We start from the raw sequence: 20,265 nt of genomic DNA, 5'->3' as shown, positions 1-20,265 counted from the left end.
GGCATCATTGCCCTCCAACTCGGTTGCTCGGTTTGCGACGACCAACACGGCGTTTGAGGGCGAGAATGTCGAATGAACTGTCTTCGCCAGGTCCAGATAAAGAACTGGACTGTTCCGGCAGGATACGCCTCAGCCCCGCGGCAAGAATCTGCGCGAGTTCATCGAGGCGTTCGCCCGCCGACAGACGGGCGGGCAACAGAGGGTTCGGACCGGATCGGGCGTCTTGCATGAGACCGTTCGCAATAGAAGATGACTGGCGAAACGGTAGTCGCAAAACGAAGATACGCAATAAGATTCAATGGCTTATCGCGTCACAGCGGAATCATTAGAAGTAGATCGAAGCCGTTCGTCAGGCCTTTCCAGCGTGAACATCCGTGTAAGTCGCCCGGAGCGGCGCTGCCCGCAGCATTGTCGGGTCGTTACCTCGAATCATCGCGGGTGAACTGGTCGTAGCTATCCCAAGGTTCTTCGTCCTCGACCTCAGCTCCATCGACGGCGCGATCGAACTGCAGAAGAGACACCGCCAAACCGAGCCGGTCAGAGAAGAAGGTCAGTTCTCGGACGGGTTCGGAGCCCCGACTAAATGTCCAGATGCCGGCGGGCAAAGCCACCGGGCGCTGAGAACGGGTGTGCAGCGACGCCGACCCCATGGCCATGATGGAGCCGTCGGGAATCGGCATGCCCGATTGAATGAACACACCGCTTCTGTAGGCGCGCGTGCTCGCTCTGCCCCACAACGCGAATCCGTCTCGCGCAACCACCATGGCCGCTCGGGTGTCGGTGAATTCGATCCACTTGCGCGCGGCCGCAAGAAGCGAAACTCCGTATCGGTCAGTCACATGGCCAAGGAGGTCGCGAGTTACCTCCTGACTGCCGACCTGGTTCCGATAGTCGTCGATCGGCATCAACAGGAAGGAGGCGAAGGTATCGGCCTCTTCTTCACGCTGCTTCTCCGCGTCCTTCCAGCCATTGGCTTGCAGCGGAAGGCACTCGAAGTCGAAATCGTCCGAGAGCTCGCCGTTACGGTAGTGCGCTGCGGTCAGCGGGCGCCGGTGCAGCAAGTAGTGCCCGAACTCATGAGCGAGCGTGAAGCGCTCGCGTCCACGGTAGCGGGGCTGAGTGTTGTAGAGGATCTGCCAACCGGGCTTCTTGCGCCGTGCCCGGAGCATGCCCTCGAAGCCGTCGATGTCGACGCCCTTCACTGCCGTAATCGGGTCTTCGTGGTTTCGGGAGACTTCGAGCGCCAGCGCCTCCACGTCCACGGGGAACCGGTCTTCACCCAGCACGGTGCGGAGAAGCACAGTAAGATCGTTCGCGGCCCTTCTGGGCGATTTTCTGCCGCTATTGCTCATTCATCCTCATCGTCCAGGATCTTGAGCATCTCGCGAAGCTTCTCTTTGCTCTTCGGCTTCATCTTCTGATACTTGCGAAAGAAGGCAGTGTCCGTCGCGTCCGCTTCGGTGACTTCGTCGGCAGAAATCAGGTAATCGGTCGTAGTCTCGAGGGCGGCCGCGATCTGGTGAAGCTTCTCAGCCGAAGGGCGCGCGACGTCCTTGTTCTCGATCTCCCACATGTAGCTCTTGCTGGATCCGACCCTTTCGGCCAGCGCCTCTAGGGTCAATCCTCGCTTTAGTCTGAGCTCGCGAACGCGCTCTCCCAAGGGTGTTGGCACCGGGTGTTCTCCTGTTTGTCCGCCGGGTTCGTTATCGCGATACATCTAGTCCTTGACACGCCGTACCTGCAATACCTATCTTGCGCACAAGTTCGTAGTAACGAACCCACTTTCGCGCTTTCACGAAACAGGAGGCCGTCATGGCTAAAGCAGGTAACGGTTCGGGCACCCATCACGTGGTCCCCAATCCCAATGGCGGATGGGACGTCCGCCGCGGTGGCGCTGAGCGCGCCAGCGGGCACTTCGACACGAAGCGGGAGGCGATCGACCGTGGGCGGGAGATCAGCCGCAACGCCGGGACGGAGTTCAAGATTCACAACCAGGATGGCCGGATCGGCCAGTCCGATTCGCACGGGAATGACCCGCGCAACATCAAGGGCTAAGGAGAACCGATCATGGCCTCAGTGACGAGTTTCATCCGCAACATGCCTGCCTCGTCGCTGCAGGCCTATTTCCACCACACCGGCATCGAGCTTCCGACCGATGTCGATTGGGAGGCGCCCGAGCCCGAGGTGGTTCGCGTCACGCTTCGTGCCGTTGACGAGATAGACGACGAAGCCCGCGCCCGCATCGTCAATGACGCCGAGCGTGTGAGCGCCTTGGCCGATGATGCGGGGCAGACCGCACTCTATAGCGTGATCGACGACCGCACGGTGCTCGATGATCTGGCAAATGGCCATGCGCGTTCGCTCTGGATGTTCCTGAACGAACCGGTTCGGTTCCGCCATGCCGAGGAGGTCCGTTACACCGATGAGCGGCGCCGTGGTCGGAGCTGGGACGGGTTCATCGGCGAGCCGAATCTCGATTTGCGCCGGGACGAGGCATCCATCGATGCCTTCAAGGCGGCGCTGCGCGAACGGTTCGCTTCCAACAACATCCACATCGATATCTTCGGGCGCTACCGGCCGACCTTCGACGGCGAGGATTGCGAGCTTGTCCAGATCGCGATCTACCGCGAAGGCCTCCTCGACGATTTCCTGGCGTTCGATGACGCGGGTACGCTCGTCCGCCGCGCCCGCCGTCCCGTGTTCGAGGCGGCCATGACGTATGAACCGGCGACCGGCGTCATCGAAGTCGTCGCCAACGACCGCGAGAGCCGCGAGGAGATGGTCCGCTTCATGGCGCGCGACCTGCTGGGGATCGAGTTCCAGAGCGAGAAGGTGCCCTTCCGCACCTACGACCTCGCGGTTCTGCTTCATCCTTTCGATTTTCCGACCGACCCGGAGGATGGGATCGAGTCCGTCGAGGTCAAGCAGCTGCGTCTGATGCCCATCGACAATGTGGGCGAGCGCGTCACGCTGGAATGTCTTCGGAAGGCCGACCGCACCATCTGGAGCATGTCGGCGGAGCGGTTCGGCGCCAATGATCCGCTGGCCGGCGGTTGGGTGGCGACACAGGCCAAACTCTCCATCAAATTCCATCCCAAGGGCGATGCCAAACGCGGTCGGACGCTGCCGTTGACGATCACGATGCCGCATGGCTGCAATCTCAAGGACCAGACCGAAGAGGAGCAGCTGATCGGCGAGAAGTATCTCCGGCGCTGGGGCATCCTTTCCGGAGACGGCGGTGTCGTCGTCGATTGATCGGAGGGCGGTTGATCTGCTCCTCTCAATCGTGGAGAGCGCGGATGCCAAAGTCGCCGGCGCCGTGCTCTCCGACTATCACGCCAAAAGCGCGGGGAAATTGCTGGCGGCGAATGTTCTGCGTCCCGATGGCCATAACGCGGCGGCCGCCTCGCTGGCTGATTTCGAAGACGAGCCGGTTTCCCTGATCTGGTCCTCGGAACGGAACGGCTACGGATACTTCAGCCCGTCTGCTGGCTGGGTCGATGTCCCGAAAGAGCGGATGGGAGTCTACGGGGTGGACTTCCCGGTCCTTTTCGCCCGCTTGCTGGTCGGGCTGGACATTGCGTCCCGTGGCGGCGCCAGAGCGCTCGTTCCACGAGCTTTGTGGGAGCTTGGCGACGCGCGCATCGGCCGTCGTCCGCAGCGGGTCCCGATCTGGTTCGCGCGCCGCCTTTCGGACCGGAGGATTTGGGCAGATGTGGCTGATGCGGCCCGAAGGCGACCAACACCCCATGTCCGCATTCTCTTGACCAGCACGCCCATTGGTCGGCTCCATGAACCGGGGCTGCCGGGGCACCTCGTCGTGTCCATCGGCGATGCCATCGATTTCGATGACGGAATGGCGGTCAGCCCTGAAATCCTATCGGCACTTCTCGATGGCACACCCGCCGTCAGCCCTCATACGCCCCTGTCCCTCTCACCGAGCGGGCAGCGACTCACCATCCATGGCAACGTCACGATCGATCTCAAGTCGGACATCCATATCGCCATCATTCGTAAGCTGGTTGAGGGACACCAGGACGGCCGACGCTTCAGCGCTCGAGAACTCCTTGATCATGCCCACTCCAGCGCGAAGACGCTGCGTCAAGCATTTGGCGCGCAGCGATGGGCAGACCTCGAACCTTATCTGAAGTCCGAGAACGGTCTCTGGGGCTTCGCGCTCTGACGAAATTCTCCCTGTTCTTCTCCCTCTGACCGGGTCGGTTTTCTCCCTCCCGGCCAGCCATCGTCTCCGCAGGTTTTCGACCAAAACCGAAGGAGAAACAGATGGCTACGAAACACCTCAACCAGATCGACCTGGCTGCGCGCTGGAACATCAGCCACCGCACGCTTGAGCGCTGGCGCTGGACGGGCGAAGGCCCGCGCTTCGTCAAGCTCGGCGGTCGCGTCGTGTACCGCCTCGAAGACGTCGAGGAGTACGAGCGCGAGCAGATCCGCGCGAGCACTGCCGACCACCCCAGCAAGCCTGCGGCGTGAGGGGGCGGTGATGACGATCTCAAACCGCATCTCCCTCGATGAGCTCCCGCGCATGACAGTCGGCGACATCGCCGCTCTGCCTGCCGAGCAGCTCGCCCTCCTGCAGGACGAGGCCGCCGACGCCCTGCGCCGCGCCAAGACCGTCTGCGACTGGCTCGATGGGGCCGTCGCGCTCAGGTACGGCGATCGTGCCCACGCAACGCGCCAAGCCGCCGGCAAGGACACCGGCACGGTCCGTTTGGATGACGGCGCGGTCACCGTGATCGCCGATCTGCCGAAGCGCATCGACTGGGACCAGGACAAGCTCGCCGCTCTCGTCGAACGCATCCGGGCCGAGGGCGACGACCCCACCGAATACGTCGATGTCGCGATCAAGGTGCCCGAGCGCAAGTTCGCGGCCTGGCCGAGCCACATCCGCTCCGCCTTTGAGGACGCGCGCACCGTCCGCACCGGCAAGCCCAGCTTCCGTCTTTCCCTGAACACCGAGGTGACGTCATGAGCATCACGAAGAAGCTCGCGGTGCTCCGCGAGCACCATTACGGGCTGGACAAACTGCCCGAGACCATCCGGGTGCCGGCCCTTGGCGAGCGTCGCGACGAGACCGTCAAGCCGGTCGGGGCAGCCTCGGTCGACGACCTGGCCTTCGCCCTCATCGGGCTGAACGAGCGGGCATCGGCGCTCTACCGCGAGATCGATGCGGTGCGCACCCTCCACGACGAGGCCCGCAAGGCCGGCGCGCTGGGAGCGGACGTCGCGATCGACGCCCTGATCGCGACGAAGGGAGGCAAGTGATGGCCCTCCCGATCATCTCCGCCGATCAGCGTCTCGCCGAGCCGCGCGGCATCAAGGGCACGGTCTTCGGCAAGTCGGGCATCGGCAAGACCAGCCTTCTGTGGACGCTCGACCCCGCCACCACGCTGTTCATCGATCTGGAGGCCGGCGACCTGGCCATCGAGGGATGGTCCGGCGACAGCGTTCGGCCGCGCACATGGGCCGAATGCCGCGATTTCGCGGTCTTCATCGGCGGCCCCAACCCGGCGCTGCGGGACGACCAGGTCTACAGCGAGGCCCACTTCGCGGCGGTGTGCGAGCGCTTCGGCGATCCGGCGGCGCTCGACCGCTACCACACGATCTTCATCGACTCGATCACCGTCGCCGGGCGGCTCTGCTTCCAATGGTGCAAGGGGCAGCCCGAGGCGTTCTCGGAGAAGACCGGCAAGCCCGATGTCCGCGGCGCCTACGGCCTGCACGGCCGCGAGATGATCGCGTGGCTCACGCATCTCCAGCACACGCGGGCGAAGAACGTCTGGTTCGTCGGGATCCTCGACGAGAAGCTCGACGACTTCAATCGGCGCATCTTCCAGCCGCAGATCGACGGCTCGAAGACCGGCCTCGAGCTGCCGGGCATCGTCGATGAAGTCCTGACGATGGCGGAGATCAAGGACGAGTCCGGCGCGCCGTACCGTGCCTTCGTCTGCCAGACGATCAATCCCTGGAACTTCCCGGCGAAGGATCGCTCCGGCCGTCTCGACCTGATCGAGGAGCCGCATCTCGGCCGCCTGATGGCCAAGATCCGCGGCCCCGTGGAGCCCGCCTCCGAGCGGCTGGCCTATCGCAGCCCGCCCCCGGCCGCGACGGCGCCGACCTCCGACGCCCCCACCCATTCCGAAAACGCCTGAACGAGGAGACCCCAGCCATGACTGGATCCTGGAACGATTTCAACGACGCCAAGCAGAACAGCAACATCATCCCCAAGGGCACGCTGGCCAAGGTGCGCCTGACGATCCGTCCGGGCGGATTCGACGATCCGGCGCAGGGCTGGACCGGCGGATACGCCACGCGGGGGACCACTGGCTCGGTCTATCTCTCGGGCGAATTCACAGTTCTCGAAGGTCCCTACGCCCGGCGCAAGATCTTCACCCTGATCGGGCTCTACAGCCCCAAGGGGCCGGACTGGGCGAACATGGGCCGCAGCCTGATCCGCGGCATGCTCAACTCCGCGCGCGGCATTTCGGACAAGGACACGTCCGCTCAGGCCCAGGCCGCCCGTCGCATCAGCGGCTTTGCCGATCTCGACGGGCTCGAGTTCGTGGCGCGGATCGACATCGGCACCGACACCAACGGCGAGGAGAAGAACGAGATCCGCGCGGCCGTGACGCCAGATCACAAGGAGTATGCCGCTCTCATGGGTGGCGTGCCCGGTGCGGCAGCGCAGCCGCAAGCTCAGCATTCCCAGCCCTCCATGCCCCAATCTTCAGCACCGGCGGCGGGCACCCGCCCGTCCTGGGCGCAGTGAGGCGGCCATGCTGCTGCGTCCCCGCCAGAAACAGTTCGTTGAGCGCAGCGTCCGCGCGCTCGACGAACACGGAAACACCCTGGGCGTCGCCCCGACCGGAGCCGGCAAAACGATCATGCTCTCGGGCGTCGTCGGTCGCATGGTCGGCGAAACGCCGAAGAGAACGGGCGCCAAGGCCTGCGTGCTCGCCCACCGCGACGAGCTGACCGCTCAGAACCGCAGCAAGTTCGGCCGGGTGAATCCCCGCATCACGACCTCGGTTGTCGACGCGAAGGAGAAGTCCTGGGCTGGCCAGGTCACCTTCGCCATGGTGCCGACGCTGGCGCGCGCCGGTAATCTCGGCCAGCTGCCCGCGCTCGACCTCCTGGTGATCGACGAGGCGCACCACGCGGCCGCCGACAGCTATCGCCGCATCATCGACGCTGCACTGCAGCGCAATCCCGAGTGCCGGGTCTACGGCGTCACGGCGACGCCCAATCGGGGCGACAAGCGCGGTCTGCGCCCGGTGTTCTCCAACGTCGCCGATCAGATCCGGATCGGGGAGCTCATCGCGTCGGGGCATCTCGTGCCGCCGCGAACCTTCGTGATCGATGTCGGCGTCCAGGACCAGCTCACCAAGGTGCGCCGCACGGCCGACGATTTCGACATGGCCGAGGTCGACGCGATCATGAACCGGTCGCCGGTCACGGACGCCGTCATCCGCCACTGGCGGGAAAAGGCGGGCGAGCGCCAGACGGTGGTGTTCTGCTCGACCGTGGACCACGCGCGCAACGTGACAGCCGCCTTCAACGCGGCCGGTGTCGCCGCTGGGCTGATCCACGGCGACATGGCCGATACCGACCGCAAGACGACCCTCGACGGCTACGCCGCTGGAGAGCTGCGGGTCGTCGTCAATGTCGCGGTGCTGACCGAGGGCTGGGATCATCCGCCGACGGGCTGCGTCGTGCTGCTGCGGCCGAGCTCCTACAAGTCGACCATGATCCAGATGGTCGGTCGCGGCCTGCGCACGGTCTCGCCCGAGGAGCATCCCGGCTTCGTCAAGACCGACTGCATCGTGCTGGATTTCGGCACCTCGACCCTGCTGCACGGTTCGCTGGAGCAGGACGTCGACCTGGACGGTCGCGAGCCCTCCGGCGAAGCGCCCACTAAGGATTGCCCGGACTGCGGCGCCATCGTGCCGCTCGCCACCATCGAATGCCCGCTGTGCGGTCATGTCTGGGAGCGTCCCGAAGGCGGCGAAGCAGCGCTGCTCGGCGACTTCGTGATGTCCGAGATCGACCTCCTGAAGCGGTCGAGTTTCCGCTGGTGCGATCTCTTCGGCGACGATGCCGCGCTCATCGCCAACGGCTTCAATGCTTGGGGCGGTGTCTTCTTCCTGAACGGCCGGTGGTACGGCATCGGAGGCCTCCAGAAGCAGCGCCCTCATCTGTTGGCCGTGGGCGAACGCACCGTTTGCCTCGCGGCGGCCGACGACTGGCTCAACGAGCATGAGAGCGACGAGAGCGCGCACAAGACGCGCCGCTGGTTGAACCAGCCGCCCACCGACCGGCAGCTCGCATTCCTGCCGCCGGAGTATCGGCAGGACTTCGGGCTCACCCGCTACCAGGCCTCGGCGCTGCTGGCCTTCCGCTTCAACCGCGACGCCATCCGCTCCCTCGTCTTCGGGGCGGCCGATGCCGCGCCCGAAGCAGCCGTAGGGAGGGCGGCATGAGCCATGGCATTTGTTTCCCCCACCACGGCCGAGGACCGGCGGCGGCTCTGGCATCCGCATGGAACGCTCTGTGCTGTCTGCCGGCGACCCACCCGAGGCTTTGGCTGGTTCGACCCGGTGCGGTCGAAACAGCCGCGCCCCTCGGTCTGGTTCTGCTCGATGGCCTGCCAAGGCTTCTGGACGCGCTTGGCGCGGGAGCGCTGGGCCATGGTTGATCTCACCGAACAGGAGAAGGCGGCGATCCGCGCCGCCATGAAGCCGGTCGCCGAGATCATGGAGGAGATCGGCTGGCAGACGCGCTTCTCCGACCTCACGGAGGCGCAGGTGCTCACGCTCATCGAGGTCGCCGTCGGCGGCTTCCAGGACGCCATGCACGCCATGGCAGCCGACGCCGACGCGGAGGTGCCGTTCTGATGCTCGACTATAACCACCGCCCCACCTGCGCCGAACGCATCAATGCGGTGATCGACGAGGCGATCGCCGCTGAACGCGCGGCGATACCGCCGAGAACCTATCTCGGGGGCTCCCGCCTTGGACACGGCTGTGAGCGCGCTCTGCAATTCGAGTTCGCGGGTGCGCCGAAGGATGAGGGCCAGGAGTTCTCCGGGCAGACGCTGCGGATCTTCGAGATCGGACACGCGCTCGAAGATCTTGCCATCCGCTGGCTGCGCGGTGCCCGGTTCGATCTCTATACCCGCAAGGGCAACCGTCCGGACGGCGAGCAATTCGGCTTCTCGGTCGCTGGTGGCCGCATCCGCGGTCATGTCGATGGGATCATCGCCGCCGCACCTCAGCTGCTGGGCATCGGCGTTCCCGCGCTCTGGGAATGCAAGACGATGAACGCCAGGAACTGGCGCGAGACCGTGGCCAAGGGCGTGGTCGTGGCGAAGCCGGTCTATGCGGCCCAGATCGCCCTCTACCAGGCCTATATGGAAGCGCAGGTTCCCGGCATCTCCGACAATCCCGCGCTCTTCACCGCCATCAACAAGGACACCGCCGAACTGCACCACGAACTCGTGCCGTTCGACGCGGGGCTCGCCCAACGCATGAGCGACCGCGCCGTGCGGATCCTCCAGGCGACGGATGCAGGGGATCTGCTGCCGCGGATCGCCACGACACGCGATTTCCACGAGTGCCGCATGTGTCCATGGGCGGAACGCTGCTGGGGGCTGGCGGCATGAGCGAGAACAACATCGTCTCCCTCGATGCGTGGCGTGATTTCAACGACGCCGAACCCCAGGCCGATCCGTTCGACATCGAGCCGGATCCCGAGCAGATCGCCATCTTTCTCGACGTCGTCTTCGGTTACTGCGAGGGCTGGGTGCCCCTGCGCGGGTTCGTGGACAAAGGCCAAGGCATTGACGGCCGACCCCACAACGCCTGGATCGAGATCGACGACAGTTTGCTGGAGAAGGCGGTTTCCTTTGCCGGTTGGGCAGCACGCGAAGGGGCGGCCTTCTATGTGGTGCCGGGAACGGTCGCCGAGACCGGCAAGGCCAAGGCCGCCGATGTCCAGCAGATGCAGACGGTCCTGGTCGACCTCGACGCCGGAGACATTGCGGCCAAGCTCGACCACCTCATCCGGCATCTCGGCGAGCCGACACTGCTCGTCGAAAGCGGCGGCCGGACGCCGGACGGTCTCGACAAGCTGCATGTCTGGTGGCGCTTGAGCGAACCGGCCGAGGGCGAGGACATCGCGCTTCTCTGTCGGCTGCGCGGCGACATCGCAGTCAAGGTTGGCGGCGACACGCATTTCCGCTCGGCCCACCAGCCGATCCGTCTGGCCGGCTCCGTCTATCACAAGGGCGGGTTCAAGCGGCTGGTCAATATCCGCCGCCACAGCCCGCGGGTCGAGGTCCATTTGCGCGACTTCGCCGAGCTCGTCGCCGACATGCCGCCGCTTGCCGGCGTGGGATCAGAGCCAGGACCATCGAGCGACAAACCCTCGATCACGGAGATCCTGACCACCCCGGTCCGTGAAGGCGGCGAAGACGACTGGACGCGCTTCCATGGGGCGAGCGCCGCGATCGGCCACTACGTCCGCATGGCGCATGAGGGCCGCATGAGCCGCGACGACGCGTGGGAGGCAATCTGCCAGTACAACGCCGCCCAGCTCCGTCCCAGCTGGCCGCTCGAACGCCTCGCCTCGGAAGCACAGCGGCTCTGGCGGCTGCACGAAGAGCGCCATGGGCCGGCCCTCGAACGGATCGCCGTGCCGCCGATGTCCGCGCTGCCGGTTTTCACGCTCGGCGCACTGCTCGACGACGTGAGCCCGATGCCCGACGACATCATCGCGCCGCGATTGCTGACGCCCGGTGGGATGCTGGTGCTTGGCGGCGCGCCCAAAGTCGGCAAGAGCGACTTCCTGATCAGTCTGCTCGTCCACATGGCGGCGGGCGTTCCCTTCCTCGGTTTTGCGCCAAGCCGGCCCTTGCGGATCTTCTATCTGCAGGCGGAGATCCAGTACCATTACCTCCGGGAGCGCCTCCAGGCCATCCGGATCGAGCCGGCGCTCCTGGCCGCGGCGCGCGATAATCTCGTCGCTACGCCGAAGGTCCGCATGCTGCTCGACGCCGGCGGCGTGGGCCTGACCATCGCCGCGGTTCGCGCCCACTACGGCTATGGCGCGCCCGACATCCTCTGCATCGACCCGATCCGTAATCTCTTCGATGGGGGGCCGGACGGCGGCGGGGAGAACGACAACACCGCGATGCTCTTCTTCCTGCAGGAGCGGGTCGAAGCGCTGCGGGACGCCGTAGCCCCGGATGCCGGCCTGATCCTCTGCCACCACACCCGCAAGATCACCAAGAAGCAGCTCGTCGAGGACCCGTTCATGGCGCTCTCGGGCGCGGGCAGCCTCCGCAGCTTCTACACCTCCGGGGTGATCATGCACCGGCCCGACGAGGACCGACCGGAGCGGATGCTGCATTTCGAGCTCCGCAACGGCCCCGGCATCGAGCCGATGATCGTCGACAAGGCGGACGGACGCTGGATCGCCATCGACCGCTCGGAAAAAAGGCTCGTGCGTCGTGAGTTCGGCGAGAAGCTCGACGCCGAGCGCGCGCGCAAACACGACGTGATCCTTCAACTGCTCTTCGATGAGGCCGAGGCCGGCCGACTCTATACCGCGCTGCAGTTCGCCGAGAGCTTCGAGAACCAGGCTGGGCTCGGCGGCAAGGACACGATCCGCGAACGGATCAGCGTGCTGGCCACGAAGGGTTTCATCAAGTTCGTTCGCGATGGCGCGCCGTTCGGTCTGCCAACATCGCGCTCCAAGTTCGGCTATCTCTGCGTCGAGGGCATGACGTTCCCGACCGGTGAAGAGACCGCAGACCCCGACACCGGCGAGGTCGTGTCCGTCCGGATCCCGGTCCTTCCCAGCACCTACAAATGCCCGCAGAGCGGTGCGGCGCTGCCGGTCGAGAACCCCCTGGTCTGGGTCTATCAGACGGAGGAGACCTCGTGATGCGCCAGCTCATCCCGACTACGCGGACTTACGCAGGATCAAGTTGTGGCAAGTTGCGGCGAGCTGGGCGGCCAGCTTCCCAACTACTTTCGTTGCTTTTCGCGCCGCCGCGCTCCGCCCAGCCATCCCGCGCAAATTCAAGTTGGGAAAGCTCGTCCCAACTACCTTGGCTCCCGCGCGCTCCGTTGCGCGGCCTTTCGCAGATTCAAGTTGGGAACGCGACCCACGCCATGGGCTGTCCCAACTTCGATTTCTTCAAACGATTCAAAGCGTTGATGCGCTCTCGAAGTTGTGGGGGTGAAAGCCACCCCCTTCGGGGGTGGGGGAGAACCGCGCCGAGCGGGTTCTCCCACTCCCACCCCCAGGGGCTTCGCGCGCGCGGTCGCCGTGCCGTCCATCCCCTCACCGACATCAGACGAGAAGGACCCACCACCATGAGCCAGTGCCCGTCACCCCTCCCTAAGAGCGCGCCCCATCCGGCCCCGGTCATCTCGACATCCGCGGGCGGCGCCATTCTCGCCTTGGATCTCGGCACCACCACGGGCTGGGCGGGCCTGGCGGGCGGGATCGTGCACAGCGGAACCGCCAGCTTCCGCTCCGGCCGCTTCGACGGCGGTGGCATGCGGTACCTGCGTTTCCAGCACTGGCTTGGCCAGTTGGCGAACGACTGTGGCGGCCTGGCCTCGGTCTACTTCGAGGAGGTCCGGCGACATGTCGGCACTGATGCCGCCCACCTCTACGGCGGTTTCCTGGCGACGTTGACCGCCTGGTGCGAGCGTGAGGGCGTCGCCTATCAGGGCGTTCCTGTCGGCACCATCAAACGCTTCGCCACGGGCAAGGGCAACGCCGGCAAGGAAGCCGTGCTCGCCGCGATGCGCCAGCGCGGGTTCCAACCCGCCGACGACAACGAGGCTGACGCGATCGCGATCCTGCTCTGGGCGCTGGAGACCCGGGGAGGTGTGCTGTGAGGTGGACGCCACGCGGATATGGCGGCCAGCGCCGCACCCCCGATCAAATCAAGCGCGATGGCTGGCGCGAGCAGCGTGTCCTCGCGGTATCTCTCGATGACGACCGGCTGACCTGGCCCGAGCGTGAGCTCGTCCGGCAACTCGGCGAGAAGCTCTATGGCGACCGCGATCAGGCGAAGGAGGCACGTCGATGACCCAGTGGACACCGAGCCTCGTCGAGGAACGTCTCGCGGAAGCGGCCTTCGTGCTCAAGCGCCTGCCCGAACCCCGGCGGCAGGGATATTTCAGCGTCTGGCCGGAGGTCATCCATAGCTTCGCCGACAAGGTCGGACAGGAGCCAAAGCCGATGCGCGTCATCCCGTCACCCGCCGCGATCAGCCGGATGGAGGAGACGCTCAGCTGGACGGTGGGGCTCGATCCGATCGACGGCAAGATCGTCTGGCTGCGCGCCTACGGCGAGCGATGGAAAACCATCTGCTGGACCGTCGGATTGCAGCGGTCGGCGGCGCACGAGCACTGGCTCTATGCGCTCTGCGTGATCGCATTCCGGCTTAACGGTCGGCGGCTCAACCGCACCCTGTCGAAGCGCAAAGTGATTGAGCTGGCTGGCGCGTCGCAGCGGTGAGCGGTGACGAGGAAGGTGTCCGCCGGACAGTTTTCGAACGGACATAAACGGCGGATCGGACTAGGTTTTTGACTATCCTCGGGAGAGGCGCGCGCGTCGCGGCCTTGGTCCCGCTTCCAGACGAGTTCACGGGTCCTTCCTGGCGGAAATCGTATGCTGGCGGGCGAGGCGCGATGGATCGCCAGCGACAGGGCCGGATTTTTGGGAAGCCACCCGGTATCCGGATCCACGCCAATCCCGAGAAACCAACAACGAACACGCGCCTTATGGTCGGACGCCCGTCGCGCCCGCTGGACCCCGCACGGAGTCCAGCGCGGCCTCCGGAGTCCAGGACCACAGGTGTCCACTTAGATCCACGGACCCATCCGACCCATGACGCTGAGCTTCGCCCCCGAGCGGATCGAGACCTGGCCGCTTTCGCGCCTCCAGCCCTACGCCAGGAACGCGAAGGTGCACGGAGCGGACCAGGTCGCCAAGATCGCCGCCAGCATGGCCGAGTTCGGCTGGACCGTGCCCTGCCTCGTGGCCGAGGACGGGGAGCTGATCGCGGGCCACGGCCGCGTTCTGGCTGCCACGCAGCTCGGGCTGACGGAGGCGCCGGTGATCGTGCTCGGTCATCTGACCGAGGCGCAGCGCCGGGCCTACCGCATCGCGGACAACAAGCTGACGGAACTCGGAAGCTGGGACGAGGCGTTGCTGTCCGCCGAGCTGCAGGGACTGCTGGCCGAGGACTTCGATCTGTCGCTGGTTGGATTCTCCGACGGCGAACTCGACAAGCTCCTCGCGCTCGATCCGGACGGAGACGATGAAGACGGCGGGGCTGGCGGCTCGGTTCCGCCCGTGACCATCCCCGAGCCGCCGCGCAATCCGGCCTCGCGCAAGGGCGATCTATGGATCCTCGGCGATCACCGGCTGCTCTGCGGCGACAGCACGAACCATCAGGATGTACGCCGTCTGATGAACGGCGAGCGCGCCGTGCTGTTCGCGACCGACCCGCCATACCTCGTCGATTACGATGGCTCGAACCACCCGACCCGCAACAAGGACTGGTCGGCGTCCTATGGCACCACATGGGACGACAGCTCGCAGGGCGCGGAGCTCTACGATGGCTTCATCGCTGCGGCCGTGGCCGAAGCAATCACCGAGAACGCCGCGTGGTATTGCTGGCACGCGTCCCGCCGCCAGGCGATGCTGGAAGCATGCTGGGAGAAGGCTGGCGCCTTCGTCCATCAGCAGATCATCTGGGTGAAGGACCGCGGCGTCCTGACCCGGTCCCATTACCTTTGGAAACATGAGCCCTGTTTCATGGGCTGGCGCCGCCCGAACCGCCCACCGAAGGTCGCCGAGGAGACGCTGCCCTCGACCTGGGAAATGCCCAGCTTCGCGAAGGATGAGCGTCCCGACCACCCGACGCCGAAACCGCTCGAAGCGTTCGGGATCCCGATGCGCCAGCACGTGGCCCGTGGCGGGCTCTGCTACGAGCCGTTCTCTGGCTCCGGCTCGCAGATGATGGCGGGCGAGGCCAACGGCCGGCGTGTCTTCGCAATGGAGATCAGCCCGGCCTATGTCGATGTCGCCGTGGAGCGCTGGCAGGCGGAGACTGGGCGCGATGCAATCCTCGACGGCGACGGTCGAACCTTCGCCGAGGTGAAGGACGAGCGGCTGGGTGAAGCGCCGGCCGACGCCCCAGAGACGGGCACCGCTCCTGAAACCGCGCGCAAGCGCAAGACCGCCGCGTGACATGCATGACCTGGCTTTACCTTCCTCTGGAGACGCTTCCGGAGCCGGAGACGCATGCCTGTTCGGCCTCTCGCTCTGCTCCGGCGCGGGCGGGCTCGATCTCGGGCTCACCATCGCCATCCCCGGATATCGTGCTGTGGGCCATGTCGAACGGGAAACCTATGCCGCAGCCACTCTCGTGGCGCGGATGGAAGACGCGTCCCTGGATCAGGCTGTTGTCTGGGATGATGTTGCCACCTTCGACGGCCGCCCGTGGCGCGGCGCGGTGGACATCGTCACTGCGGGCTATCCGTGCCAGCCGTTCTCCGTCGCGGGCAAGCGCCGGGGTGCCGACGACCCACGCCACCTCTGGCCTCATGTCGCCCGCATCATCGGCGAGGTCGAGCCGCCCTTTGTCTTCCTTGAGAACGTCGCCCATCATCTCCGCCTCGGCTTCCCCGAAGTCGCCAGCGGACTGGTCGGCATGGGCTACAAGCTTGCGGCAGGCCTCTTCACGGCGGCGGAGGTCGGCGCGCCCCACAAGCGCGAGCGTCTGTTCATCCTCGCCATTCGCGAGGGGGATGAACTGGCCGACCCCGCGCGCTTGCTCTGGAACCCGGTCGAGTGGCGGGAACCGGACGGAACTGCTGCGGCTCTGGCCGACGCCCCGCGCCAGCGCCAACGAAAACCGGCAGACGAAACCGACGCCATCGCAGGCGGCGGGCCAGCATGGGATGAACCTTGCGACGACGGCAGCACTTTGGCCGACACCGCAGACCGACAGTTTTCGCAGTCGAGGTGGCGACAGGCGCGACGAGAAGGGTCTGGACCGGATGGCGCGGGATTGGCCGACGCCGATGGCGAGCGACGGCTGCAAGCCGAGCGCTGGCAACCGCAGGAGTGCCGACCTGACCCATGCGGCGGGGATGTGGATGACGCCGACGGCACGGGATCACAAGGACGGAGCAACGACACTCGCGAACACGCCGGTGAACGGCCTGCTTGGCCGCCAGGTCCTGGTGACGTCGATGGCTGGGCGCGATATCTCGCCATCGCCCCGGACCTTGAACCCGCTGTTCGTCGAGGCGCTGATGGGCTGGCCCACCGGGTGGACCGGCTTCGGCTCTGTGGCAACGGCGTGGTCCCGCTGGTTGCAGCGCATGCGCTGCGAACTCTGGCGGCTGAACTGCTGGGCGATGGATGAGGCAGAGGCATGAAGCAATCCCGCCTCATGTCGCTGGTCGAGGCCTTTGCGAACGTGATCGTCGGCTATGGCGTGGCGGTGGTGACCCAGATCCTGATCTTCCCGATCTTCGGGCTGTACACGACGCTGGCGCAGAACCTCATGATGGGTGCCATCTTCACGGTGGTCAGCATTGGACGTTCCTACGCGCTGCGGCGGCTGTTCGAGGAGATCAGATTGCGCCATGCCAGATGAAAACCGCCGCCCGGATCGGGCGGCGGCATCGGGTCTGGAAAACGTCGTGTCTTCAAGCCGACGGAAGCCGGTAAACCCGCCCACGGCCTTCAATCTTCTCGGAGGCCACTTCGAGACCGAGCTTTTTCTTGAGAGCGCCCGCCATTGCGCCGCGCACCGTGTGCGGCTGCCAGTCAGTTGCCGCGACAATCTCGGCGATGGTGGCGCCATCCGGCGCGCGGAGCATGGCGATCAGCGCGGCCTGCTTGGTGCCTTCTCGCGGTATCCGCGCCTTGGGCGCTTCCGTCTGCTCGGCGTGGGTGTCCGGCGCGCTTTCAGGCGCGGTGCTGGTGCCCTCGGGCTTGATGCCAATGGCGGCGAGGCCTGCGTCGGTTGCCACCAGCGTGGTGCCGTGACCGTCCCCGGTCTCGCGCCAGACAAGCTCGCCCTTGCGGACGTCGGCATCGACTTCCTCGATGAAGCCTTTTGCGATCATCGTCTCCACCACCTTGGTGGCGGCGCCTCCGCGCAGGGAACCGGGAAGCGGCAGGACATTGTAGCTGTCGCGCTGAGCGGCGGCGCTGAGAATTACGGCTTGCGTGTCGGTGAACTTGGTCATGGGGTCGTCTCCGTGGTCGGGACCGCGACCGTCGCGGCCCTTCTACGACCCCAAGCCGCGCGGCACGGCGCGGCCGGAGTTCAGGCAGGCGCAGGATTTCACCCGGCGTGTTCGCCCTCGCGGAACGCCATGTCGGTGATCTCGCGCAGCTTGTCGCGGTAGTGGCTCAGGGTGCCGACATGGCCCCAGTTGATCTCGTCGGGATTGGTCTCGAAGTGGTCGTCGCTGAGCGCCTTAAGGCGTTCCAGCATGGTGTCGATCTCCAGCTTGGCGGCGATGAAGGCGTCGAGTGCCTTCGAGTTGTCGGTGGCGCGGCGGGTCATCTCTGTGGCTCCTCGTGGCGAGTTGCAGCGTGGTCTTGAAAGCCACGTTCGCTCTGTCCGAACCGCTTATCAACTCGATAAGAACCTGAATCTGAACAATAATCGGAGAACGCCATGCAGGGGCTGAGCGAGCGCCAATACGCCGCGCGCGTCGGTCTCTCGCGGGGCGCGATCCAGAAGGCGAAGGCGGCGGGACGGCTGGTCCTCCATGAGGATGGCAGCATCGACGCAGAGGCGAGCGATACACGCCGGGCGGCGATGACGGACCCGTCCAAGACCCGGAAACCGCCCGCGCCGAAGCTGAAGCCTGTCCCCGACGCGGCCGTGTCCGCCGTTGGCGACACTCTGCGGGAACAAGGGCTTGCCGCCCCACCCGTCGGCAGCGGCACGACCTTCCTGCAGGCCAAGACCGCGAATGAGGTGCTGAAGGCCCAGGAGCGGCGCATCCGGCTTCAGAAGCTCAAGGGAGAACTCGTCGACCGCGCCCGGGCGGTTGCGGTCGTGTTCCGGCTGGCGCGCGAGGAGCGCGATGCCTGGGTGAACTGGCCGGCGCGCGCGGCGGCGCTGATGGCGGCCGAACTTGGCGTGGAGGCGGCCACCATGCAGAAGGCCTTGGAGAAACATGTACGCGCCCACCTCGACGAACTCGCCGAGGTCCGGCCCGAATTCCGGTGACGAATATGGCCTGAGGGATTTCGAAGGCGCAGCTGAGATCCTGCGCGCCTGGGGCAACGGGATCCGGCCGGATCCCGACCTCACCGTCTCGGAATGGGCGGACCGGCACCGGATGCTGGCGTCCCGCGCTTCGGCCGAACCGGGGCGCTACCGCACAATGCGAACGCCCTACATGCGGGAGATCATGGACCGGCTGTCGCCCGGCGACGCTGCGCAACGGATCGTGTTCATGAAGGCCGCGCAGGTCGGGGCGACGGAAGCCGGCAACAACTGGATCGGCTTCGCCATCCACCAGGCGCCGGGCCCCATGCTCGCGGTCCAGCCGACCGTGGAACTGGCCAAGCGCAACTCGCGCCAGCGGATCGACCCGCTTATCGACGAGAGCCCGGAGCTGCGGGAGCGGGTCAAACCGGCCCGATCCCGCGATGCTGGCAACACGATGCTGTCCAAGGAATTCGCGGGCGGCATACTGATCATGACCGGCGCGAACTCGGCGGTCGGGCTGCGCTCGACCCCGGCGCGCTACATCTTCCTCGATGAGGTCGATGCCTATCCGGCTTCGGCCGACGAGGAAGGCGACCCGGTGACCCTGGCCGAGGCGCGGTCGCTGACCTTTGCCCATCGGCGCAAGGTGTTTCTGGTCTCGACGCCGACGATCCGGGGGCTCAGCCGCATCGAGCGCGAGTTCGAGGCGTCCGACCAGCGGCGCTACTTCGTGCCGTGCCCGCATTGCGGGGCGATGCAGTGGTTGAAGTTCGATCGGCTGCGCTGGCAGAAAGGCTGCCCCGAGACGGCGGAGTATCACTGCGAGGGCTGTGATCAGCCCATCGCGGAACACCACAAGACGGCGATGCTGGAGGGCGGCGAATGGCGGGCGACCGCCGTCGCTGCTGATCCCACCACGGTCGGCTACCACCTCTCGGCGCTCTATTCGCCTGTCGGCTGGCTCAGCTGGTCACGGATCGCGCGCAGCTGGGCGGCGGCGCAAGGCGCCGACGAGGCGATCAAGGCGTTCCGCAACACCATTCTCGGCGAGACATGGGTCGAAACCGGCGAGGCGCCGGACTGGCAGCGGCTCTACGATCGACGAGAAGCGTGGCGGCCAGGCACGGTTCCCGCAGGCGGGCTGTTCCTGACGGCGGGCGCGGATGTCCAGAAGGACCGGATCGAGGTCGATGTCTGGGCCTGGGGCCGAGGGCTTGAGAGCTGGCTCGTCGATCACGTCGTGATCGAGGGCGGGCCGGATCGGCATGACGCTTGGGACCAGTTGACGGCACTCCTGGACCGGTCATGGCCGCACGAAAACGGCGCGCACCTTCGGATCGCGCGGCTCGCGATCGACACGGGCTACGAAGCCCCGGCTGTCTACGGCTGGTCGCGCAAAGTCGGCTTTGCGCAGGTCGCACCAGTCAAGGGTCTCGAAGGCTTCAATCGCTCCAGTCCGGTCTCCGGCCCCACCTTCGTCGATGCGACCGAGGGCGGGAAGCGCCTGCGCCGCGGCGCCCGGCTCTGGACGGTGGCGGTCTCGACCTTCAAGGCCGAAACCTACCGCTTCCTGCGGCTGGAGCGCCCGACGGCCGAGGAACGTGACGAGGGCGCGGCGTTCCCGCCCGGCACGATCCACCTGCCGACATGGGTCGAGAGCGAGTGGCTGAAGCAGGTCGTGGCCGAACAGCTGGTCACGGTGCGCACGAAGCGCGGCTTCGCGAAGCTCGAATGGCAGAAGCTGCGCGAGCGCAACGAGGCGCTCGATTGCCGGGTCTACGCCCGCGCGGCCGCCTGGATCGCAGGCGCCGATCGCTGGCCCGAAGAAAAATGGCGTGACCTCGAAGACCAACTCGGGGCGGCCCCTACCGACAGCGATCCCGCCGGGCAGATCCACAGGCCGGGACAGGTACCCCAAGGCAAGCGCCGTTCCGACTGGATCGGGCGGCGGGAAGGATGGTTCTGAG

24 protein-coding genes are annotated in these 20,265 nt (G+C 66.1%); 20 read left to right on the top strand and 4 right to left on the bottom strand.

Annotated features, from left to right (window positions below; genetic code table 11):
* Positions 1-419 precede the first annotated feature (419 nt).
* The gene (locus L2U69_RS18235) at positions 420-1,352 is read right to left on the bottom strand and encodes an ImmA/IrrE family metallo-endopeptidase (RefSeq protein WP_236108559.1); all 933 of its coding nucleotides are present in this window, start codon (positions 1,350-1,352) and stop codon (positions 420-422) included.
* Positions 1,349-1,717 (bottom strand): helix-turn-helix domain-containing protein, encoded by a 369-nt coding sequence (locus tag L2U69_RS18230; RefSeq protein ID WP_050474482.1) that lies wholly within the window; start codon positions 1,715-1,717, stop codon positions 1,349-1,351. Before L2U69_RS18230 ends, L2U69_RS18235 begins: the two co-directional genes overlap by 4 nt.
* Positions 1,718-1,812: 95 nt before the next feature.
* Here L2U69_RS18230 and L2U69_RS18225 point away from each other — a divergent pair, with 95 nt between their 5' ends.
* The 18 genes from L2U69_RS18225 to L2U69_RS18140 all read left to right on the top strand — a co-directional run bounded on the left by L2U69_RS18225 (position 1,813) and on the right by L2U69_RS18140 (position 16,717).
* Positions 1,813-2,055, top strand: coding sequence for a DUF2188 domain-containing protein (locus tag L2U69_RS18225; protein WP_045449871.1), 243 nt, complete (start codon positions 1,813-1,815; stop codon positions 2,053-2,055).
* A 12-nt stretch (positions 2,056-2,067) separates the two neighbouring features.
* Positions 2,068-3,255, top strand: a complete 1,188-nt coding sequence (locus L2U69_RS18220; RefSeq protein ID WP_236108558.1) for a hypothetical protein — start codon at positions 2,068-2,070, stop codon at positions 3,253-3,255.
* Positions 3,239-4,183, top strand: a complete 945-nt coding sequence (locus tag L2U69_RS18215) for a hypothetical protein (protein WP_236108557.1) — start codon at positions 3,239-3,241, stop codon at positions 4,181-4,183. Before L2U69_RS18220 ends, L2U69_RS18215 begins: the two co-directional genes overlap by 17 nt.
* Before the next feature lie 101 nt (positions 4,184-4,284).
* On the top strand, positions 4,285-4,494 hold the full coding sequence (locus L2U69_RS18210; RefSeq protein WP_050474479.1) for a helix-turn-helix transcriptional regulator: 210 nt from the start codon (positions 4,285-4,287) through the stop codon (positions 4,492-4,494).
* A gap of 10 nt (positions 4,495-4,504) precedes the next feature.
* The gene (locus L2U69_RS18205; RefSeq protein WP_236108556.1) at positions 4,505-4,993 is read left to right on the top strand and encodes a hypothetical protein; all 489 of its coding nucleotides are present in this window, start codon (positions 4,505-4,507) and stop codon (positions 4,991-4,993) included.
* Complete coding sequence (locus L2U69_RS18200; protein WP_236108555.1) at positions 4,990-5,286, top strand: hypothetical protein; 297 nt, start codon at positions 4,990-4,992, stop codon at positions 5,284-5,286. Before L2U69_RS18205 ends, L2U69_RS18200 begins: the two co-directional genes overlap by 4 nt.
* Entirely contained in the window at positions 5,286-6,173 is an 888-nt protein-coding gene (locus L2U69_RS18195) for an ATP-binding protein (RefSeq protein ID WP_236108554.1), read from the top strand. Before L2U69_RS18200 ends, L2U69_RS18195 begins: the two co-directional genes overlap by 1 nt.
* A 17-nt stretch (positions 6,174-6,190) precedes the next feature.
* The gene (locus L2U69_RS18190; RefSeq protein WP_236108553.1) at positions 6,191-6,790 is read left to right on the top strand and encodes a hypothetical protein; all 600 of its coding nucleotides are present in this window, start codon (positions 6,191-6,193) and stop codon (positions 6,788-6,790) included.
* Positions 6,791-6,797: 7 nt separating this feature from the next.
* The gene (locus L2U69_RS18185) at positions 6,798-8,501 is read left to right on the top strand and encodes a DEAD/DEAH box helicase (RefSeq protein WP_236108552.1); all 1,704 of its coding nucleotides are present in this window, start codon (positions 6,798-6,800) and stop codon (positions 8,499-8,501) included.
* Between the two features lie 3 nt (positions 8,502-8,504).
* Positions 8,505-8,915, top strand: coding sequence for a DUF6511 domain-containing protein (locus L2U69_RS18180; protein WP_236108551.1), 411 nt, complete (start codon positions 8,505-8,507; stop codon positions 8,913-8,915).
* Positions 8,915-9,682 (top strand): PD-(D/E)XK nuclease family protein, encoded by a 768-nt coding sequence (locus tag L2U69_RS18175; RefSeq protein ID WP_236108550.1) that lies wholly within the window; start codon positions 8,915-8,917, stop codon positions 9,680-9,682. The genes L2U69_RS18180 and L2U69_RS18175 overlap by 1 nt, the downstream gene beginning before the upstream one ends.
* Entirely contained in the window at positions 9,679-11,967 is a 2,289-nt protein-coding gene (locus L2U69_RS18170; protein ID WP_236108549.1) for an AAA family ATPase, read from the top strand. Before L2U69_RS18175 ends, L2U69_RS18170 begins: the two co-directional genes overlap by 4 nt.
* 434 nt (positions 11,968-12,401) lie before the next feature.
* Complete coding sequence (locus L2U69_RS18165; protein ID WP_236108548.1) at positions 12,402-12,935, top strand: crossover junction endodeoxyribonuclease RuvC; 534 nt, start codon at positions 12,402-12,404, stop codon at positions 12,933-12,935.
* A complete protein-coding gene (locus L2U69_RS18160) occupies positions 12,932-13,129 on the top strand; it encodes a hypothetical protein (protein ID WP_236108547.1) in 198 nt (65 codons plus the stop codon). The genes L2U69_RS18165 and L2U69_RS18160 overlap by 4 nt, the downstream gene beginning before the upstream one ends.
* Positions 13,126-13,560, top strand: coding sequence for a DUF6362 family protein (locus L2U69_RS18155; RefSeq protein ID WP_206553499.1), 435 nt, complete (start codon positions 13,126-13,128; stop codon positions 13,558-13,560). Before L2U69_RS18160 ends, L2U69_RS18155 begins: the two co-directional genes overlap by 4 nt.
* Before the next feature lie 372 nt (positions 13,561-13,932).
* Positions 13,933-15,300: a site-specific DNA-methyltransferase gene (locus tag L2U69_RS18150; protein WP_236108546.1), complete on the top strand. Its 1,368-nt coding sequence runs from the start codon at positions 13,933-13,935 to the stop codon at positions 15,298-15,300.
* 1 nt (position 15,301) lies between these two features.
* On the top strand, positions 15,302-16,483 hold the full coding sequence (locus tag L2U69_RS18145) for a DNA cytosine methyltransferase (protein ID WP_236108545.1): 1,182 nt from the start codon (positions 15,302-15,304) through the stop codon (positions 16,481-16,483).
* A gap of 9 nt (positions 16,484-16,492) precedes the next feature.
* On the top strand, positions 16,493-16,717 hold the full coding sequence (locus L2U69_RS18140; protein WP_236108544.1) for a DUF7220 family protein: 225 nt from the start codon (positions 16,493-16,495) through the stop codon (positions 16,715-16,717).
* A gap of 52 nt (positions 16,718-16,769) precedes the next feature.
* Here L2U69_RS18140 and L2U69_RS18135 read toward each other — a convergent pair whose 3' ends face one another.
* On the bottom strand, positions 16,770-17,315 hold the full coding sequence (locus tag L2U69_RS18135; protein WP_236108543.1) for a DUF3489 domain-containing protein: 546 nt from the start codon (positions 17,313-17,315) through the stop codon (positions 16,770-16,772).
* Positions 17,316-17,413: 98 nt separating this feature from the next.
* Positions 17,414-17,638 (bottom strand): hypothetical protein, encoded by a 225-nt coding sequence (locus tag L2U69_RS18130; protein ID WP_236108542.1) that lies wholly within the window; start codon positions 17,636-17,638, stop codon positions 17,414-17,416.
* A 114-nt stretch (positions 17,639-17,752) separates the two neighbouring features.
* Here L2U69_RS18130 and L2U69_RS18125 point away from each other — a divergent pair, with 114 nt between their 5' ends.
* Positions 17,753-18,313: an elements of external origin gene (locus L2U69_RS18125; protein ID WP_236108541.1), complete on the top strand. Its 561-nt coding sequence runs from the start codon at positions 17,753-17,755 to the stop codon at positions 18,311-18,313.
* Positions 18,261-20,264 carry a phage terminase large subunit family protein gene (locus L2U69_RS18120; protein ID WP_236108540.1) on the top strand — a complete coding sequence of 668 codons (2,004 nt, stop codon included), beginning with the start codon at positions 18,261-18,263 and terminating at the stop codon, positions 20,262-20,264. Before L2U69_RS18125 ends, L2U69_RS18120 begins: the two co-directional genes overlap by 53 nt.
* The last annotated feature ends 1 nt before the right edge of the window (position 20,265 follow it).

The sequence above is a fragment of the Zavarzinia marina genome (genome assembly GCF_021568905.1).
In the GTDB taxonomy this organism is placed as follows: domain Bacteria; phylum Pseudomonadota; class Alphaproteobacteria; order Zavarziniales; family Zavarziniaceae; genus Zavarzinia; species Zavarzinia marina.
This window is presented reverse-complemented; position numbering and strand designations above follow the sequence as displayed.

Coding starts and splice junctions, on each gene's coding strand:
- L2U69_RS18235 (WP_236108559.1), bottom strand. CDS start 1,352: ATGAGCAATAGCGGCAGAAAATCGCCCAGAAGGGCCGCGAACGATCTT.
- L2U69_RS18230 (WP_050474482.1), bottom strand. CDS start 1,717: ATGTATCGCGATAACGAACCCGGCGGACAAACAGGAGAACACCCGGTG.
- L2U69_RS18225 (WP_045449871.1), top strand. CDS start 1,813: ATGGCTAAAGCAGGTAACGGTTCGGGCACCCATCACGTGGTCCCCAAT.
- L2U69_RS18220 (WP_236108558.1), top strand. CDS start 2,068: ATGGCCTCAGTGACGAGTTTCATCCGCAACATGCCTGCCTCGTCGCTG.
- L2U69_RS18210 (WP_050474479.1), top strand. CDS start 4,285: ATGGCTACGAAACACCTCAACCAGATCGACCTGGCTGCGCGCTGGAAC.
- L2U69_RS18205 (WP_236108556.1), top strand. CDS start 4,505: ATGACGATCTCAAACCGCATCTCCCTCGATGAGCTCCCGCGCATGACA.
- L2U69_RS18200 (WP_236108555.1), top strand. CDS start 4,990: ATGAGCATCACGAAGAAGCTCGCGGTGCTCCGCGAGCACCATTACGGG.
- L2U69_RS18195 (WP_236108554.1), top strand. CDS start 5,286: ATGGCCCTCCCGATCATCTCCGCCGATCAGCGTCTCGCCGAGCCGCGC.
- L2U69_RS18190 (WP_236108553.1), top strand. CDS start 6,191: ATGACTGGATCCTGGAACGATTTCAACGACGCCAAGCAGAACAGCAAC.
- L2U69_RS18185 (WP_236108552.1), top strand. CDS start 6,798: ATGCTGCTGCGTCCCCGCCAGAAACAGTTCGTTGAGCGCAGCGTCCGC.
- L2U69_RS18180 (WP_236108551.1), top strand. CDS start 8,505: ATGGCATTTGTTTCCCCCACCACGGCCGAGGACCGGCGGCGGCTCTGG.
- L2U69_RS18175 (WP_236108550.1), top strand. CDS start 8,915: ATGCTCGACTATAACCACCGCCCCACCTGCGCCGAACGCATCAATGCG.
- L2U69_RS18170 (WP_236108549.1), top strand. CDS start 9,679: ATGAGCGAGAACAACATCGTCTCCCTCGATGCGTGGCGTGATTTCAAC.
- L2U69_RS18165 (WP_236108548.1), top strand. CDS start 12,402: ATGAGCCAGTGCCCGTCACCCCTCCCTAAGAGCGCGCCCCATCCGGCC.
- L2U69_RS18155 (WP_206553499.1), top strand. CDS start 13,126: ATGACCCAGTGGACACCGAGCCTCGTCGAGGAACGTCTCGCGGAAGCG.
- L2U69_RS18150 (WP_236108546.1), top strand. CDS start 13,933: ATGACGCTGAGCTTCGCCCCCGAGCGGATCGAGACCTGGCCGCTTTCG.
- L2U69_RS18145 (WP_236108545.1), top strand. CDS start 15,302: ATGCATGACCTGGCTTTACCTTCCTCTGGAGACGCTTCCGGAGCCGGA.
- L2U69_RS18140 (WP_236108544.1), top strand. CDS start 16,493: ATGAAGCAATCCCGCCTCATGTCGCTGGTCGAGGCCTTTGCGAACGTG.
- L2U69_RS18135 (WP_236108543.1), bottom strand. CDS start 17,315: ATGACCAAGTTCACCGACACGCAAGCCGTAATTCTCAGCGCCGCCGCT.
- L2U69_RS18130 (WP_236108542.1), bottom strand. CDS start 17,638: ATGACCCGCCGCGCCACCGACAACTCGAAGGCACTCGACGCCTTCATC.
- L2U69_RS18125 (WP_236108541.1), top strand. CDS start 17,753: ATGCAGGGGCTGAGCGAGCGCCAATACGCCGCGCGCGTCGGTCTCTCG.
- L2U69_RS18120 (WP_236108540.1), top strand. CDS start 18,261: ATGTACGCGCCCACCTCGACGAACTCGCCGAGGTCCGGCCCGAATTCC.